Consider the following 17,490-nt stretch of genomic DNA (forward strand, 5'->3'; position numbering starts at 1 on the left):
CAACAAAGTGAGCTTTTATTAATGTGACTCTTGTTGGGCAAAAAGCTTCGCTTGCCGACAGATTTCCTGCATTTGATCACTCATACGACCATATTTTTTTAAAATATCTATCACATTGAGATCATTCTCATCTTTAAAGAAATACAGGCTTGTTAAAAATGAAACTTTAGTCGTAGAACTAAAATCACTTAATAATATGAGTATTTCCTCGAGTCCATCGACTAAACGATTACCATCAAACTGGAATATAGGTAATCGATATTCTCCTCCAACTTTTACTGCCAATAACTTATTTGCTTTTAATCGGTTATTAATGGTTTGTCTTTTAACACCTAAAATTTCAGCCGCTTGACTTGCTCGACATGTTCCACCTAACGCTTTTAGTTGCTCTGCAAATTTAATTGCACCTTCATTTAAACGTGAGATTTTGCGTTTTTCTCTTGCCGAAATTGCACAGGTTCGCTCTAGCTGAGTCTCAAACATTAATTTAGTCAGTTCGTTATCTGTCATTTTTAATGCATTTGTTAAACATTTATCCTTAACCAGTTGATTGACTATCTCTTCTGTTAAGTTTGCTATTCGCTTAAGCATGGTTACACGTTCTATTGATAGCTGCTTATGTGTTTCCTTGTGTATTATATGATTCATTTTCACCTCACTTATCTTTTCATGATTATATGTTAGGTAAAGTGTCAAATACAAGAGTGATAAATGAACAGTGAGTGAAAATAAAATACAAAAAAGGATGCCTATTGGCACCCTTTATTTCTATGCTTTATAAATAAGATTTAAAATGCTATTGAATCATTTTACTCAGCATAGGTGCAGTGATAAGCATCAGTATCGCAATAATGCCTGTTACGATACCAATTTGTAAAAATACACTGCTATAAATTTCTAACGAAGCATGTGCACTTTGCACATCTTCAGGTACAGCCATTAGGCTTGCAACTTTACCGGCAATAATCGCTGCTGCTGCTGAGGTTAAAAACCAAGCCCCCATAATAAAGCCCATTAAGCGTTGTGGTACTAACTGAGCCACCATCGCTAATCCAAGGCCCGAGATCATCAGTTCACCAATACTTTGGAAACCATAACTTGCGACTAACCACCATGAAGAAACGATACCTGCTTCATTTGCCATACTCGCACCTAATGGTAAAACGAGGAAAGCAGTTGCACTGAGAAACATCCCCACAGTGAACTTATAAGGCATAGGTAATTTATCGCCCATAAAATTATAAATAGCTGCTAATAATGGGCTTGCAAGCATAATCCAGAATGGGTTTAGTGATTGGAATTGCTCTGGTTCAACACTGATACCCAGTAGCGAATGTTCAACGTTATGAATAGCAAAGAAGTTTAAAGAAGTTGGCATTTGGTCATAAAGCACAAAGAACACAACAGCTTCAACCATTAATAAAAAAGCAACAATCATCTTACGACGCGCTGCTCCTTTCATCATAAAGGTTTCACGAGCAAAAATCAGAATGATACCTAAAGAGATAATCGCTAAAGACCAGCTCGCAACTTCATTGTTATGTAATAACCAGGTAGATAAAGCAACTAATACAACAATACCCACCAGCGTTAATAGCAATTTTGAATAATTAAGCGGTTCAAAGTCAGGTCTTGAGCCCTTATCTTTAATCCAACCACGACAAACAACGAAGTTTGCCAGTGTAATTAGCATACCCACTACACTGAGTGCGAATGCCACATCCCAACCGTAATTAGCAGCTAACCACGGGGTTGCTAACATTGAGAAGAAAGAACCGACGTTAATAGACATATAGTACATAGTAAATGCACCGTCTAATTGCGGATCGTTTTTCTCATAACAAGTTGCTAATAATGATGATGGATTGGCTTTAAATAAACCATTACCCACAGCAATTGTTGCTAATCCCCAATAGATAACATCTTTATCATGATCAGAGAACGCGACCATGGCATAACCTATTGCCAGCACTATTGCACCAAGGATAATAACCCTTTTAGTACCAAGAACTTTATCCCCTAACCATCCACCGATAGCAACAAAACCATAAACCAGTGCGGTAAATGCAGCAAAAACAGTGATAGCTTCCGCTTCACCCATTCCCAGCATTTTAACCAGATATACGGCCATGATCCCTTGCAGACCGTAATAGCCGAAACGTTCCCATAATTCGATAGAGAAGATGAGGTAAAACGCACGAGGCTGTTTAAATGCATTCAGACTCGGTTTTTGTCCATCATCAGGTGTGTTTGCAGTTGACACTAAAAACCTCTAGTTATTCTATTACGCCTTTATATTTAGGCTCATTTTTACAAAAAACTTTTCATTTTAAGACAGAGTTAAAGCGCGGTGTATTTCATACTGGATTGTTATTCTTTGAAAAGAGTTCAACGCAGAGAAAAACAAGGTCGGCATTCTATCATTGGAAAGCATAATTATCTAAGTTTTATAACTAACTATTGCGTTTTATCACATATAAGTGCAATTGTACAAAATAGTTATGCGATTAAAAAAAGAGCAAACAAAATAACCTACTGATTATAAATAAATTATTTCACACTATATTATTCACTGATAAACCACTTAATTAACCTGATCCTTATTCATTTTTCAGCAATTGATTATTCATTGAATAGAAACAAAAAAATTTTACCATCGCTATTTTTACTCGTTTGGTGAAAATAACATCAACAAAACACATTCCTTGACTTAATTTCCATATTTCCTCCATTTTTAACCATGCAGAAACAGGTAGAATGTCACCATTCCGAAATTTAATTTCACTATTCCTGATTAGCTAGTTGCCAGTGGGATCACAAAAACAATGAATAAAAACAAAAACGCTAAAAAAAGACTTTCTCTTATTATCGCAGTAATCGTTATTGCTGCTGGCGCTGGCGCCTATTGGCAATTCAACACCACTAAAACAACCACAACAGAAACCAAAGGTGCTCAAGCGCAAACTTCAGGACAAACAACTAGGGGAACTTCAAGTTCTCGTCGACCACCACTTCCTCCTGTACAAATTGCAACTTCAATGGAAGAAGATGTGCCACAGTTTTTATCGGCATTAGGCACAGTGCGTGCCACCAATAGCGTGACAGTTACAAGTCGTGTTGAAGGCCAATTAATGGCGTTGCACTTTACTGAAGGCCAACATGTCAAACAAGGTGATTTACTTGCCGAAATTGACTCGCGACCTTTTGAAGTGCAATTAGCCCAAGCCAAAGGTCAATTAGCAAAAGATCAAGCAACCTTAGCTAATGCGCGTCTTGATTTAGCTCGTTATCAAAAACTAGCGAAAACTAATTTAGTTTCACAACAAGAATTAGATAACCAAAATGCGTTAGTTAAACAATCTGAAGCCAGCCTTCGTATCGATGAAGCCACGATAAGCAATGCCCAACTACAATTAACCTATAGCAAAATTACGGCACCTATTTCAGGTCGAGTGGGATTAAAACAAGTTGATGTTGGCAACTATATTTCTGGGGGATCATCAACGCCTATCGTTGTTATCAACCAAATGGATCCCGTCGATGTACTATTTACATTGCCAGAACAAGAACTAAACCGTGTTATTCAAGCGCGCAAAACTAATGCGGATTTACCTGTTACCGCATTTGATCGCAATAATCAGTTTGAGTTGGCCCAAGGAAAACTCTTTAGTGTTGATAACCAAATAGATGCCACCACTGGCACAATTAAACTAAAAGCACGTTTTCCTCAGCAAGAAAATACCCTGTTTCCAAACCAATTTGTTAATATCCGCTTGTATGTCAAAACATTAGAAAAAGCCGTTGTTATTCCTAACGCTGCATTGCAAATGGGCAATGAAGGACACTTTGTTTGGGCGGTTGATGATGAAAATAAAGTCAGCAAATTACGCGTTGAAGTAGCACTGCAAAATGCAGATAAAGTGGTGATTGCTTCTGGTTTATCGGCAAATCAGCGTGTAGTCACTGATGGTGTTGACCGATTAACGCAGGGTGCAAAAGTCGATATCGTCACTCCGACTGTACCAAAAAGTAAAGAAACTAACCGTGTTATAGCGGAGAAAGCGTAATGACCGAAAAAACACACGGTACAGGCGGCGGCCCTTCTCGCTTATTTATTTTACGTCCTGTGGCAACAACGTTATTTATGATTGCGATTTTATTAGCCGGTATTGTGGGCTATCGCATGCTGCCGGTTTCAGCATTACCAGAAGTTGATTATCCTACTATTCAAGTGGTTACACTTTATCCAGGCGCCAGCCCGGATGTAATGACATCCGCAGTCACTGCACCACTAGAGCGCCAATTTGGCCAAATGTCAGGGTTAAAACAGATGTCGTCACAAAGTTCAGGTGGCGCTTCTGTTATTACATTAATGTTCCAACTTACTTTGCCACTCGATGTTGCAGAACAAGAAGTGCAAGCAGCCATTAATGCAGCAACTAATTTGCTGCCTTCAGATTTACCTTATCCCCCCATTTATAGCAAAGTAAACCCCGCAGATCCCCCGATCCTGACCTTGGCCGTAACCAGCTCAGCACTTCCGATGACACAATTGCAAGATATGGTTGAAACTCGTATTTCGCAAAAAATTTCACAAGTAAATGGTGTAGGTTTAGTTTCTTTAGCGGGAGGTCAGCGCCCGGCAGTAAGAGTTAAACTTAATGCGCAAGCGGCAGCATCTTATGGGTTAGATAGTGAAACAGTTCGTGTTGCAATTAATAATGCCAACGTCAACTCTGCAAAAGGTAGCCTTGATGGCCCAACCCGCTCTGTAACATTATCGGCTAACGACCAAATGAAGACGGTAGATGATTATCGTCAATTGATTATCACCTATAAAAATGGCGCACCTATTCGTTTATCTGATATCGCAACCATTGAACAAGCAGCTGAAAATAATCAATTAGGCGCATGGGCGAATAATGAGCAAGCAATTATTATTAATGTACAGCGTCAGCCTGGTGTTAATGTTATTGATACTACTGATAATATTCGCAATTTATTACCCGACTTAGTGTCTAACCTACCTAAATCTGTTAGCGTTGAAATTTTAACCGATAGAACCACCACCATTCGCGCATCGGTTAACGATGTACAGTTCGAATTAGGTTTAGCGATAGCCTTAGTTGTTATGGTTATTTACTTATTCTTACGCAATGGTGTCGCTACACTAATCCCGAGTATTGCGGTTCCACTTTCATTAGTGGGTACTTTTGCCGTGATGTATTTTTGTGGATTTTCTGTGAATAACCTGACCTTAATGGCGCTTACCATTGCCACTGGCTTTGTGGTGGATGACGCTATTGTCGTTATTGAAAATATCTCTCGCTATCTTGAACAAGGTGATAAACCGCTGACCGCAGCACTAAAAGGGGCGGGTGAAATCGGTTTTACCATTATTTCATTAACTTTTTCGTTAATTGCCGTGCTGATCCCACTTCTTTTTATGGGCGATATTGTTGGTCGTTTATTTAGAGAGTTCGCCATCACCCTTGCGGTGGCCATATTAATTTCGGCTGTTGTCTCTTTAACTTTAACGCCAATGATGTGCGCGCGTTTACTAAAACCTGAAAGCGAAATTAAACATAATCGCTTTGAAATGGCTTGTGAACGTTTCTTTGAAAAAATGATTGCCGTTTATGCTGTTTGGCTAAAACGAGTGTTAAATCACCAATGGATAACCCTCGGTGTTGCATTGAGCACACTGGTTTTAACGGTATTGCTTTATATGTTTATACCGAAAGGCTTTTTTCCATTACAAGATAACGGCTTATTACAAGGCACGATAGAAACCTCACAATCCATCTCTTATCAAGCGATGGTCGATAAACAACAACAAGTAGTAGATAAACTTATTGATGATCCTGCTATCGATAATATTGCCAGCTTCGTCGGCATTGATGGCAATAACGCCACACTTAATACCGGCCGATTACAAATTACGCTAAAGCCGCTAAATCAACGTGATGATCGTATTGATGTGATTATTCCTCGTTTACAAAAGAGAGTTGCTGATATTTCAGGAATGACACTTTATCTTCAGCCAACACAAGATTTAACCATAGATACACAAGTATCTCGTACTCAGTATCAATTTACGTTGCAAGCGACCTCACTAGAAGAATTAGCACAATGGGTGCCAAAACTTTCTCAGGCATTAAAACAACGTACTGAATTAACGGATATTAGCAGCGATTGGCAAGATGGCGGCATGATGGCCTATATCAAGGTAGATAGAGATTCAGCTAGCCGCTTGGGTATTTCAATGAGTGCCATTGATAATGCACTTTACAACGCCTTTGGCCAGCGTCTTATTTCCACCATTTATACTCAAGCTAATCAGTATCGTGTGGTATTAGAACAAGATATTCGTAATAGTGATGGTTTACAGGCATTATCTGCCATTCATTTATCGGGTAAAGATGGCGCAATGGTACCGCTCTTATCTATTGCATCAGTAGAACAGCGCCTAGCACCACTTTCTATTAATCACCAAGAGCAATTCCCAGCAGCTACATTTTCTTTTAATGTTGCCGAAAAATCCTCTCTTGAAGAAGCGGTCAATGCCGTTAAACAAGTAGAAGAACAAATTGCAATGCCAAAAGATATCACCACACAATTCCAAGGTGCGACGCTGGCATTTGAAAGCGCGCTTTCCAGCACATTATGGTTAATTATTGCTGCAATTGTAGCAATGTATATCGTTTTAGGTGTGCTGTATGAAAGCTTTATTCATCCAATTACGATCCTTTCTACCTTACCAACGGCTGGTGTCGGTGCATTATTGGCCTTAATGGCTGCCGGCAATGAGCTCGATATTATCGCCATCATCGGTATTATTTTGCTCATTGGTATTGTGAAAAAGAACGCCATCATGATGATAGACTTCGCATTAGCGGCTGAACGAGAACAAGGCCTAGCACCTTACGAAGCTATCTATCAGGCATGTTTACTGCGTTTTCGCCCAATATTAATGACCACAATGGCAGCACTACTAGGTGCGTTGCCATTAATGTTAAGTACCGGTGTTGGTGCTGAATTACGTCAACCATTAGGGGTATGTATGGTTGGTGGTTTGATTATGAGTCAGATTTTAACCCTATTTACAACACCGGTTATTTATTTGCTATTTGATAAGCTATCTATTTATTTCAATCGAAATAAATGCACTGAAAATGATAACGAGGCGATATCATGAAGTTCTTCGCCCTCTTTATTCAGCGCCCTGTAGCAACAACGCTATTGAGCTTAGCAATCTCTCTTTGTGGTGTATTAGGCTTTATGCTACTACCTGTGGCACCGTTGCCACAGGTAGATTATCCCGTGATTAATATCTACGCCTCATTACCGGGTGCCTCTCCAGAAACAATGGCTTCTTCTGTTGCGACCCCTCTTGAACGCTCATTAGGGCGCATTGCGGGCATTGATGAAATGACATCAAGCAGCTCATTAGGCAGCACCAGTATTACTTTAGTATTTGATTTAAATAAAGATATCAATACCGCTGCTCGTGATGTGCAAGCCGCATTAAACGCATCACAAAGCCTATTGCCATCTGGTATGCCAAGTCGTCCACGTTATTACAAATCAAATCCATCAGATGCGCCGATTATGATTTTAACGCTGACATCTGATACGCAAAACACCGGTGAGCTGTATGATTTAGCATCAACTCGGCTGGCACAGAAAATTTCACAGATTGAAGGTGTAAGTGAAGTTTCTGTCGGTGGTGGATCATTACCTGCGGTACGTGTTGCGCTTAATCCTGATGCGCTTTTTAATCAAAATGTTAGCCTTGATGATGTTAGAAAAGCCATTAGCCAAGCTAATGTCCGACGCCCTCAAGGTTTTGTCAATGATGATAAAAGTCGCTGGCAAATCCAAACTAATGATGAGCTCAGCAAAGCCGCTGACTATCGCCCTATAATTGTTCATTACAATCAAGAGGCGACAGTACGTTTAAGCGATATTGCCGAGGTAACAGATTCCGTTCAAAACTCACGCGCCGCGGGTATGAGTGGAGGAGAACCGGCTATTTTGCTGGTTATTCGTCGTGAGGCGGGCGCCAATATTATTGAGACAGTAAACCGCATTCGTGCTGAATTACCTGAATTACGTGAGCTTATTCCTGCCAGTGTCGATTTAAAAGTCGCACAAGACAGAACACCAACCATTCGCGCTTCATTAGCTGAAGTTGAACGCGCACTTTCTATCGCGGTTGCATTAGTGATTTTAGTGGTGTTTCTATTTTTGCGCTCTGGCAGAGCCACGCTTATCCCCGCAGTTGCAGTACCCGTTTCATTAATTGGTACTTTCTCAGCTATGTATTTGTGTGGCTTTAGTTTAAATAATCTTTCATTGATGGCACTTACTGTCGCCACAGGTTTTGTCGTCGATGATGCCATTGTGGTGCTAGAAAATATTTCTCGCCATATTGAAAATGGTTTAAAACCCAAACAAGCAGCATTAAAAGGGGTTGGTGAAGTTGGTTTTACCGTGCTTTCAATGAGTATCTCGCTAGTTGCCGTGTTTATTCCATTATTACTAATGGAAGGATTAGTTGGTCGATTATTCAAAGAATTTGCTATCACCTTAACCACCGCTATCGCTATATCATTGTTTGTCTCTTTAACCTTAACACCCATGATGTGTGCTCATTTACTCAAGGGCGTAAAACCTAAAGCTCAGGCACATTTACGTGGGTTTGGTAAGCTACTTTTTCGTTTGCAGCAGGGTTACAGTGTCACACTACAAGCTGCATTGCGCCATCGGCGCTGGGTTATGGCAATTTTTCTCGCAACACTAGGCTTAAATGTTTATTTATATATCAGCGTTCCTAAGGCCTTTTTCCCTGATCAAGATACAGGCCGTTTAATGGGATTTGTGCGTGCTGACCAAAGTATTTCATTTCAATCAATGAAAGACAAAATGGCGCGCTTTATGCAAGAAATTAATGCTGATAAAGATGTCGATAGCGTCACTGGCTTTACAGGCGGAGGGCGCATTAACAGTGGTTTTATGTTTATCTCGCTTAATCCATTATCAGAGCGCACAGATAGCGCCAATCAGGTCATTAACCGTTTACGCACTAAATTAGCCGATGAACCCGGTGCAAACCTATTTTTAATGCCAGTGCAAGATGTGCGTGCCGGCGGGCGACAAGCGAATTCCAGTTATCAATTTACTTTATTAGCTGATGATTTAAGCGAATTACGTAAATGGGAACCTATTGTACGTAAAGCTCTCGGTGAATTACCTGAGCTAATTGATGTTAACTCAGACAAAGAAGATAAAGGCGCTGAGATGGCACTGACTTATGATCGCGATACCATGTCGCAATTAGGTATTAGCGTCAGCGATGCGAATAATCTGCTTAATAATGCGTTTGGTCAGCGACAAATTTCGACTATCTATGCGCCTTTAAACCAATATAAAGTGGTGATGGAAGTCTCTGAACAATACACTCAAGATGTTTCTGCGTTAGATAAAATGTATGTGATTAATGATAAAGGTGATCGCATTCCATTATCTGCATTTGCCAGTTGGTCTCCGGCTAATGCACCACTAAGCGTTAATCACCAAGGATTATCTGCCGCATCGACCATTGCATTTAATATTCCTGAAGGTTATACCTTATCTGATGCAATTAGCTCGATAGAACGTACGATGACCGAACTCAGTGTACCTAATACCGTACGTGGCACTTTTGCAGGTACAGCTCAAATCTTCCAAGAAACGATAAAATCACAATTAATACTTATTTTAGCGGCAATAGTGACGGTTTATTTGGTTCTTGGCGTGCTGTATGAAAGCTATATTCACCCTCTGACTATTTTATCAACGTTACCTTCTGCGGGCGTTGGTGCGCTATTAGCATTACGACTCTTCGATACTCCTTTTAGCTTAATTGCACTTATTGGCATTATGCTCTTAATAGGCATTGTGAAGAAAAATGCCATCATCATGGTGGATTTTGCTATTACGGCACAACGCGAGGGTAAATTGTCAGCAAAAGAGGCCATAATTCAAGCAAGTTTACTGCGTTTTCGCCCTATTATTATGACTACCTTAGCCGCACTTTTTGGCGCATTACCATTAATGCTCGGCAGTGGTGATGGCGCAGAGTTAAGACAACCTTTAGGTATTACCATTGTTGGTGGTTTATTGATGAGCCAACTGCTAACGCTATATACCACGCCGGTTATTTATCTATTTTTTGATGGACTTCGTGAACGCTGGCAACAACGACGTATCAGCAAGCAAGAGGCAAATGCATGAAATTAAGAAGCAAGTTGTTTCTGGTTATTTTTGCAACCTGTATGGTCGTTGTGCTAGCCATGCACATTGGTATTCGTGGTAGCTTTCAACAAGGCTTTATCGGGTATATCAAAAAAAATAGTGAACAACGAGCAACGCTTCTCGCTGAAGCATTAACTGAACAATATACCTTAACGGGTGATTGGCGTTTTCTTAACCGAGATGATCGTTCTCTTTATCAAATATTACGTACCATAGACCAAATCAACCAAAGCAGTGAAGGCCCTGCTCCACGAGGTTGGCGTACACAATTTTGGATTGTGGACAAAAATATGCAGCGTTTATTTGGACACGATAATCAGTTTCCAGCAGAAACGTTTAAAAAGCCTGTTACTTATCATGATGAAATTGTGGGTTGGGTGGTTGTTAGTGCCGCAGATAAAATCAGTAACGAAGCTGATATTAGCTTTGATAAACAACAATTACGTACAAGCTGGATTATTGCAGGTGCAACGGTTTTATTTGCACTCTTAATCACATTAATCTTGTCTCGTAGCATGATACGCCCAGTAAAAAGACTCGTTGATGCAACGCATAAATTAGCGGCTGGGGATTTTGCAGTTCGAGTCACGCCAACTAATAAAGATGAAATAAGTCAACTTGCTATCGATTTTAATCAACTCGCCAGCACCTTAGAAAAAAATGAACAAATTCGTCGTGATTATATGGCTGATATCTCACATGAATTACGTACACCACTTTCTATTTTAAAAGGTGAGCTTGAAGCACTGCAAGATGGTGTAAGAAAACCCACGACCGAAACGATTAATTCATTATTATTTGAAGTAACGAACCTCACTAAATTAGTTAATGATTTACACCAGCTCTCGTTATCTGATCGTGGTTCACTGGCTTATCGCAAAGATTTTATTGATATTAATGACGTGATTTTGCTTGCAACAGCATCTTATCGTCATGCTTATCAGAGTAAAGATATTGCCCTGTTACCTCAATTAGACGATATTTCACCTATCATTGTACAAGCAGATCCTGATAGGCTTATTCAGCTATTTCATAATTTATTAGAGAATAGTTTGCGTTATACCTATTCTGGTGGGCAATTACAGATAACGACGCGCAAAGAACATGATCGTGTATTTATTGCATGGGAAGACAGCGCACCAGGACTAGATGAAGCACAATATCAGGCTGTTTTTCAACGCTTTTATCGGGCTGAAAGCTCACGTAATCGTGCAAGCGGCGGCTCTGGTTTAGGCCTTGCAATTTGCGAAAATATTGTTGAAGCTCATAATGGAAAAATTAGTGCAATGCCTTCTTCTTTAGGTGGCATAAAAATTCTCGTAGAATTACCCGCATATTCTAATGATACTTGAGTAAATGGATGACAATCACCGAAAAAACCTATTGTGTATTAATAGTAGAAGATGAACCCAAACTGGCTCAATTGCTGATTGATTATCTGCAAGCATCTGGCTATCAAACACATTGGTTGGCAGATGGCGCTGAAGTCAGCGAATGTGTAAAACAGCAACACTATGATTTAGTCTTACTTGATTTAATGCTGCCGATAAAAGATGGTATTACGGTATGTAAAGAGCTACGCCAATTTTCTGATATTCCCATTATTATGGTGACGGCAAAAACAGAAGAAGTTGACCGACTATTAGGATTAGAAATTGGTGCTGATGACTATATTTGTAAACCCTATAGCCCTAGAGAAGTCGTCGCCCGAGTTAAAACCTTATTGCGACGCTATTATCGCCCTCAAGATATTATTCAAACAGATAAGCTAGTGGTTATTGATGAACAGGCTTATCAAATCCAATACAACAATAAAATTTTAGATCTCACTACAGCAGAATTTCGCTTACTCAAAGCCTTGGCAACACAACCGGGTAAAATACTCTCTCGTGATCAGCTAATGGATCATCTTTATGATGATTATCGAATAGTCACAGACCGAACCATTGATAGTCATATTAAAAACTTACGCCGTAAACTTGAGCAGCTAAATGCACAAATTGAGTTTATTCGGTCAATTTATGGCCAAGGTTATCGCTGGGAGATGCAAGCTTATCGCTTTAGATAATCTTTTTTACGGAATACATTGAACCTCGCCATAGTTAAGCGCTAGAATCCTCCCCTTTATGATATACCCCTACCTTTAGTGTAGAGGACTGACTTGAAATCAGAACCAGGAAATTAAATATGTTTACACCCGAATTGCTCTCTCCCGCTGGCTCATTAAAAAATATGCGCTATGCATTTGCTTATGGCGCTGACGCCGTTTACGCAGGTCAGCCCCGTTATAGTTTACGTGTGCGTAATAACGAATTTAATCACGAGAACCTTGCTAAAGGGATCCAAGAAGCGCACGAATTAGGTAAACGCTTCTATGTTGTGGTGAATATCGCACCTCATAACGCTAAATTAAAAACCTTTATTCGCGATTTAAAACCCGTTATCGATATGGGCCCTGATGCACTAATTATGTCAGATCCTGGTTTGATCATGATGGTACGTGAAGCTTTCCCTGAAATGGATATTCACCTTTCAGTACAAGCTAATGCCGTTAACTGGGCAACTGTTAAATTTTGGCATCAAATGGGGTTAACTCGCGTCATTCTTTCTCGTGAACTTTCTATTGATGAAATTGCAGAAATCCGCAAACAAGTACCAGAAATGGAACTTGAGGTTTTTGTCCACGGTGCATTATGTATGGCATATTCGGGTCGTTGCCTATTATCTGGTTATATCAACAAGCGTGACCCAAATCAGGGAACTTGCACCAATGCTTGTCGCTGGGAATACAAAGTAGAAGAAGGTAAAGAAGACGATGTTGGTAATATCGTTGAAAAATACCAACCTATTCCCGTCAAAAATGTTGAACCTACATTAGGTGTTGGTGCGCCAACCGATAAAGTTTACTTAATCGAAGAAGCAAAACGTCCTGGTGAATATATGACGGCGTTCGAAGATGAACACGGTACATATATCATGAATTCAAAAGATTTACGTGCTATCGAACACGTTGAACAACTCACCCAAATGGGTGTGCATTCACTAAAAATCGAAGGCCGTACCAAATCTTTCTATTATTGTGCTCGTACTGCACAAATGTACCGCCGCGCTATTGATGATGCTGTTGCAGGAAAACCTTTCGACCCAACGCTACTAACCACACTAGAAGGCTTAGCACACCGCGGTTATACCGAAGGTTTCTTACGTCGCCATACTCATGATTCATACCAAACTTATGAATATGGTTATTCTGTTTCAGACACTCAACAGTTTGTCGGTGAATTCACCGGTAAGCGTGTTAATGGCTTAGCTGAAGTCGATGTTAAAAATAAATTTATTTTAGGTGATAGCTTAGAATTAATGACACCAACAGGGAATATTCAATTTACCTTGGCAGAGCTATTTAACAAAAAACTTCAGCCAACAGATGTGGCACCCGGTAATGGCCACATGGTTTATTTATCTGTTCCTGATGATGTTGATTTAAACTTTGCACTGCTGATCCGCAACCTAGAGGGAACGACAACGCGTCAACCTCACAAGATTGATGCAGTAGAAGTGAAGTAAAACGTCATAATCTGATTTAAAGTGGTCAATTTCAAATACAGATCACATCAATAATGATTTGTTTACCGTATCATCTGTTTCGAAAAATAAAGAACTAGAATGAATACAGTAAGACTAGGAACCACCTCCTTGGCAAATCCAATCTCCCTTGGATTTGCCTTTTCTTTTTCTATCCACATTAGCCTTTCCTATTTTGTTTTCTCATTTCATTTAAATATTAACTCCCTTATTTAATTCTCCGTTTATTCATTTTTTGTAAAAAAATGGTAATTATCTCGATATCTATTACTTTTAAAAGAGTTGTTTAATTTAAGGAGTGATACTAATGAACCAAATCAGCTTGCTGATTATTAATGGAAAAAACTCAGGTAATACCGCACTGCGCGACGCTGTTTATCAACTCCGTAAAGAAGGTTTTAATATTCAAGTTCGAGTCACATGGGAATCAAGTGATATTAGACGTTTTGTTCAAGAAGCCCTTGATATTCGAGCACAAACCGTTATTGCTGCGGGTGGTGATGGCACGATCAATAGCGTAGTCTCTGAACTTATTCACTTATCGCCTTCATCTCTGCCTGTTTTAGGCATCATTCCATTAGGTACAGCAAATGATTTTGCCTCTAGTGCACTTATTCCACAAGATATGGAGAATGCACTAAATTTAGCGATTAAAGGGCGAGCGGTACCTATTGATGTGATTAATGTAAATAAGACACATTATTTTATTAATATGGCCTCTGGTGGATTTGGTACCAAAATCACCACTGAAACGCCGGAAAAACTAAAATCTTCATTAGGTGGAGTTGCCTATTTTCTTCATGGTCTATTACGTATCGATACTCTTAAAGCAGATCCTTGCACTATTGAGGCAGAAAATTTTCATTGGAAAGGTGAAGCGTTGGTTTTAGGTATTGGGAATGGTCGACAAGCCGGGGGAGGACAACAGCTCTGCCCTGATGCATTAATTAACGACAACAAACTCAATATCACCATCGTTGAAGCTAATGAACTTCTTCCTTCTTTATTAACAAGTCTATTTGATCGCAAAAAGAACGACAAAATTATCGAGATTGAAAGCAGTTGGGTAAACATTAGTGCTACACATGAAATGGTGTTTAATTTAGATGGAGAACCCCTTTTAGGCGATAAATTTGCATTTATTGTGTTACCTGAAGCGATCCACTGCCGCTTACCGCCTCAATGTGGCTTGTTATCTTAATGTATATAAATGACAATCACTTTCATCTAATCGTGAACTGGAGTAAGTAATGACTGATATAGTAAGTTTGTTAGGTGCTGATGCTAACTCATTATTGGAACACCGCTGTCAAACAATCCCAAGTGATAATCTCTACCTGCCAGGTTCAGATTTTGTTGACCGTGTAATGATTGATAATAACCGTCCTAATACGGTATTACGTTCAATGCAAACATTGCTTAATCATGGGCGTCTCGCAGGTACAGGTTATTTATCCATTTTACCCGTGGATCAGGGTGTTGAGCATTCTGCTGCTGCATCATTTGCGGCTAACCCACTCTATTTTGATCCTAAAAATATTGTTGAATTAGCGATAGAAGCAGGTTGCAACTGTGTTGCCTCCACTTATGGTGTTCTTGCTTCTGTTTCTCGCCGCTACGCACATAAAATTCCTTTTCTTGTAAAGCTTAATCATAACGAAACCTTAAGCTACCCTGCGCAATACGACCAAACACTGTACGCCAGCGTTGAACAAGCATTTGAAATGGGTGCGGTTGCCGTTGGTGCAACTATTTACTTTGGTTCACAAGAAAGCCGTCGCCAAATTGAAGAAATTTCAATGGCATTTGAACGTGCGCATGAACTGGGTATGGTTACTGTATTGTGGGCTTACCTGCGTAACCCTGCATTTAAGAAAGATGGCGTGGATTACCACGCAAGCGCTGATTTAACGGGTCAAGCCAATCATTTAGCCGCCACCATTGGTGCTGATATTGTTAAGCAAAAAATGGCCGAAAATAATGGTGGTTTTAAAGCAATAGGTTTTGGTCATACTGATGAGCGAGTTTACACCAAACTTACCACTGAAAACCCAATTGATTTAGTACGTTACCAATTAGCTAACTGTTATATGGGTCGTGCTGGTTTAATTAACTCAGGTGGTGCATCAGGTAAAAACGACCTTGAAGATGCGGTACGTACCGCCGTTATTAATAAACGTGCAGGTGGTATGGGCTTAATTTTAGGTCGCAAAGCATTTAAAAAATCAATGAAGGACGGCGTCGCACTGATTAATGCGGTACAAGATGTGTATCTCAATAAATCAGTAACCATAGCGTAAAAACGTTATTCAATTAAAAGCCACCGCCAAAGGTGGCTTTTTTATTTATATGGCCTATTTTTACCACCAGCGATGAAAATGGTGTACAGGGCCAAACCCATGCCCGACGTCTAAACTATCAGCATGTTCTAATGCCTGTTGTAAATAAGCTTTGGCTTGTTCCACAGACGTTTCCCAATTACTTACTTGGGGACGTATTGCGGCGAGTGCAGCTGAAAGTGTGCAACCTGTTCCGTGGGTATTTTTTGTATTAATTCTCGGTGAGGTAAAACGCCATTCACCTTTTGGTGTAAATAACCAATCTGGACTCTCATTTTTTGTTAAGTGCCCTCCCTTCATTAGCACTGCTTTACAGCCTTGAGCGAGTAATGCATAGCCTTGCTGTTTCATCGTCTGTTCATCTTGTGCAACATCACATCCTAGCAAAGCTGCGGCTTCGGGTAGATTAGGTGTAATTAAATCAACAAGGGGAAGAAGTTTATTAACCATCTTTTCGACAGCATTGGGTTGCAAAAGTGGGTCGCCACTTTTTGCAATCATAACAGTATCAAGAACAACAAAAGGAATAGAGTATTGATGCAGTTTCTGGCAAACAATTTCAATAATATCTGCGTTAGAAAGCATACCAATTTTTGCGCTATCTATTCTAACATCAGAAAGAACTGCATCTAATTGTGCGCCGACAAAGTCAGGGGATAAATCATACACGCTATGTACACCACAAGTATTTTGAGCGACAAGAGCCGTCATTACTGTTGTGCCATAAACACCGAGGGCAGAAAAGGTTTTTAGATCTGCTTGAATACCTGCGCCGCCGCTAGGATCCGTTCCTGCAATAGTTAGTGCATTAAATCTCACTGATTAACTCCTACTTTTACCAGTTACAGAAAAGTCGGTCTCTGTTAATCAGCACATCGCAGAGTTACCTTGACTTCCCTACGCTGGCATTATCCAGATCAGGTTATACGGGTTTCATCTCAGCCATAAGGCGCCCCGAGCCAAAGCCTGTAAATTCAGGCAATAGAGAGTATCGCATGACCAAAGTAAAGATACTAGCCACAGTCTCTCGCTTTATTTATTGTTATCTAGGAGAAACAAATCAAGACGATATAATAGATACAAACTTATTTATTTATATCCCCATTAAATAAATAATAATTATATATTCCGATAAAAAACAAATCATTTTGCTGATTTTAACGACACTCGATATATGATCTGCCAAATGAGGCATTTATACTGCATTTATGGACAACTAAACAACGTAGAAGGGAAAATGAAGAAAAAACTACCGCAGTGACAGGAA

At 39.8% G+C, this 17,490-nt stretch carries 11 protein-coding genes and 1 riboswitch; of the genes, 8 read left to right on the forward strand and 3 right to left on the reverse strand.

Translation table 11 applies throughout. The annotated features are described in order from the left end of the window. Window positions 1-18: 18 nt before the first annotated feature. Both M997_RS11445 and dtpA read right to left on the reverse strand, forming a co-directional pair. Complete coding sequence (locus M997_RS11445; protein ID WP_064720253.1) at window positions 19-648, reverse strand: helix-turn-helix domain-containing protein; 630 nt, start codon at window positions 646-648, stop codon at window positions 19-21. A 148-nt stretch (window positions 649-796) separates the two neighbouring features. Beyond that, the gene (gene dtpA, locus M997_RS11450) at window positions 797-2,263 is read right to left on the reverse strand and encodes a dipeptide/tripeptide permease DtpA (RefSeq protein WP_064720254.1); all 1,467 of its coding nucleotides are present in this window, start codon (window positions 2,261-2,263) and stop codon (window positions 797-799) included. A 562-nt stretch (window positions 2,264-2,825) separates the two neighbouring features. On the opposite strand from dtpA, the gene M997_RS11455 reads away from it, so the two are divergent. The 8 genes from M997_RS11455 to fbaB all read left to right on the forward strand — a co-directional run bounded on the left by M997_RS11455 (window position 2,826) and on the right by fbaB (window position 16,184). Further along, window positions 2,826-4,067 (forward strand): MdtA/MuxA family multidrug efflux RND transporter periplasmic adaptor subunit, encoded by a 1,242-nt coding sequence (locus M997_RS11455; protein WP_064720255.1) that lies wholly within the window; start codon window positions 2,826-2,828, stop codon window positions 4,065-4,067. Continuing rightward, complete coding sequence (locus tag M997_RS11460; RefSeq protein WP_064720256.1) at window positions 4,067-7,198, forward strand: MdtB/MuxB family multidrug efflux RND transporter permease subunit; 3,132 nt, start codon at window positions 4,067-4,069, stop codon at window positions 7,196-7,198. Before M997_RS11455 ends, M997_RS11460 begins: the two co-directional genes overlap by 1 nt. Continuing rightward, window positions 7,195-10,278 (forward strand): multidrug efflux RND transporter permease subunit MdtC, encoded by a 3,084-nt coding sequence (gene mdtC, locus M997_RS11465; protein WP_064720257.1) that lies wholly within the window; start codon window positions 7,195-7,197, stop codon window positions 10,276-10,278. The genes M997_RS11460 and mdtC overlap by 4 nt, the downstream gene beginning before the upstream one ends. Next, window positions 10,275-11,651: an envelope stress sensor histidine kinase BaeS gene (gene baeS / locus M997_RS11470; RefSeq protein WP_064720258.1), complete on the forward strand. Its 1,377-nt coding sequence runs from the start codon at window positions 10,275-10,277 to the stop codon at window positions 11,649-11,651. The genes mdtC and baeS overlap by 4 nt, the downstream gene beginning before the upstream one ends. Window positions 11,652-11,659: 8 nt before the next feature. Continuing rightward, a complete protein-coding gene (gene baeR, locus M997_RS11475; protein ID WP_064720259.1) occupies window positions 11,660-12,367 on the forward strand; it encodes an envelope stress response regulator BaeR in 708 nt (235 codons plus the stop codon). A gap of 119 nt (window positions 12,368-12,486) precedes the next feature. Further along, window positions 12,487-13,866 (forward strand): prephenate-dependent tRNA uridine(34) hydroxylase TrhP, encoded by a 1,380-nt coding sequence (gene trhP, locus M997_RS11480; protein WP_064720260.1) that lies wholly within the window; start codon window positions 12,487-12,489, stop codon window positions 13,864-13,866. Window positions 13,867-14,191: 325 nt separating this feature from the next. Continuing rightward, window positions 14,192-15,085, forward strand: a complete 894-nt coding sequence (gene yegS, locus M997_RS11485; RefSeq protein ID WP_064720261.1) for a lipid kinase YegS — start codon at window positions 14,192-14,194, stop codon at window positions 15,083-15,085. Window positions 15,086-15,134: 49 nt separating this feature from the next. Next, window positions 15,135-16,184, forward strand: coding sequence for a class I fructose-bisphosphate aldolase (gene fbaB, locus M997_RS11490; protein ID WP_064720262.1), 1,050 nt, complete (start codon window positions 15,135-15,137; stop codon window positions 16,182-16,184). A 60-nt stretch (window positions 16,185-16,244) separates the two neighbouring features. On the opposite strand, the gene thiD is transcribed toward fbaB, so the two are convergent. Next, window positions 16,245-17,042, reverse strand: a complete 798-nt coding sequence (gene thiD, locus M997_RS11495) for a bifunctional hydroxymethylpyrimidine kinase/phosphomethylpyrimidine kinase (RefSeq protein WP_064720263.1) — start codon at window positions 17,040-17,042, stop codon at window positions 16,245-16,247. Window positions 17,043-17,100: 58 nt separating this feature from the next. Continuing rightward, window positions 17,101-17,190: riboswitch (TPP riboswitch) on the reverse strand. Window positions 17,191-17,490: the final 300 nt, after the last annotated feature.

Origin of the sequence: Proteus hauseri ATCC 700826 (assembly GCF_001654965.1) — a bacterium.
GTDB lineage: Bacteria > Pseudomonadota > Gammaproteobacteria > Enterobacterales > Enterobacteriaceae > Proteus > Proteus hauseri.

Bases quoted from the DNA above. Each gene is read 5' to 3' on its own strand.
- M997_RS11455 (WP_064720255.1), top strand. From the start codon at position 2,826: ATGAATAAAAACAAAAACGCTAAAAAAAGACTTTCTCTTATTATCGCA.
- baeS (WP_064720258.1), top strand. From the start codon at position 10,275: ATGAAATTAAGAAGCAAGTTGTTTCTGGTTATTTTTGCAACCTGTATG.
- baeR (WP_064720259.1), top strand. From the start codon at position 11,660: ATGACAATCACCGAAAAAACCTATTGTGTATTAATAGTAGAAGATGAA.
- M997_RS11445 (WP_064720253.1), bottom strand. From the start codon at position 648: ATGAATCATATAATACACAAGGAAACACATAAGCAGCTATCAATAGAA.
- mdtC (WP_064720257.1), top strand. From the start codon at position 7,195: ATGAAGTTCTTCGCCCTCTTTATTCAGCGCCCTGTAGCAACAACGCTA.
- M997_RS11460 (WP_064720256.1), top strand. From the start codon at position 4,067: ATGACCGAAAAAACACACGGTACAGGCGGCGGCCCTTCTCGCTTATTT.
- trhP (WP_064720260.1), top strand. From the start codon at position 12,487: ATGTTTACACCCGAATTGCTCTCTCCCGCTGGCTCATTAAAAAATATG.
- yegS (WP_064720261.1), top strand. From the start codon at position 14,192: ATGAACCAAATCAGCTTGCTGATTATTAATGGAAAAAACTCAGGTAAT.
- fbaB (WP_064720262.1), top strand. From the start codon at position 15,135: ATGACTGATATAGTAAGTTTGTTAGGTGCTGATGCTAACTCATTATTG.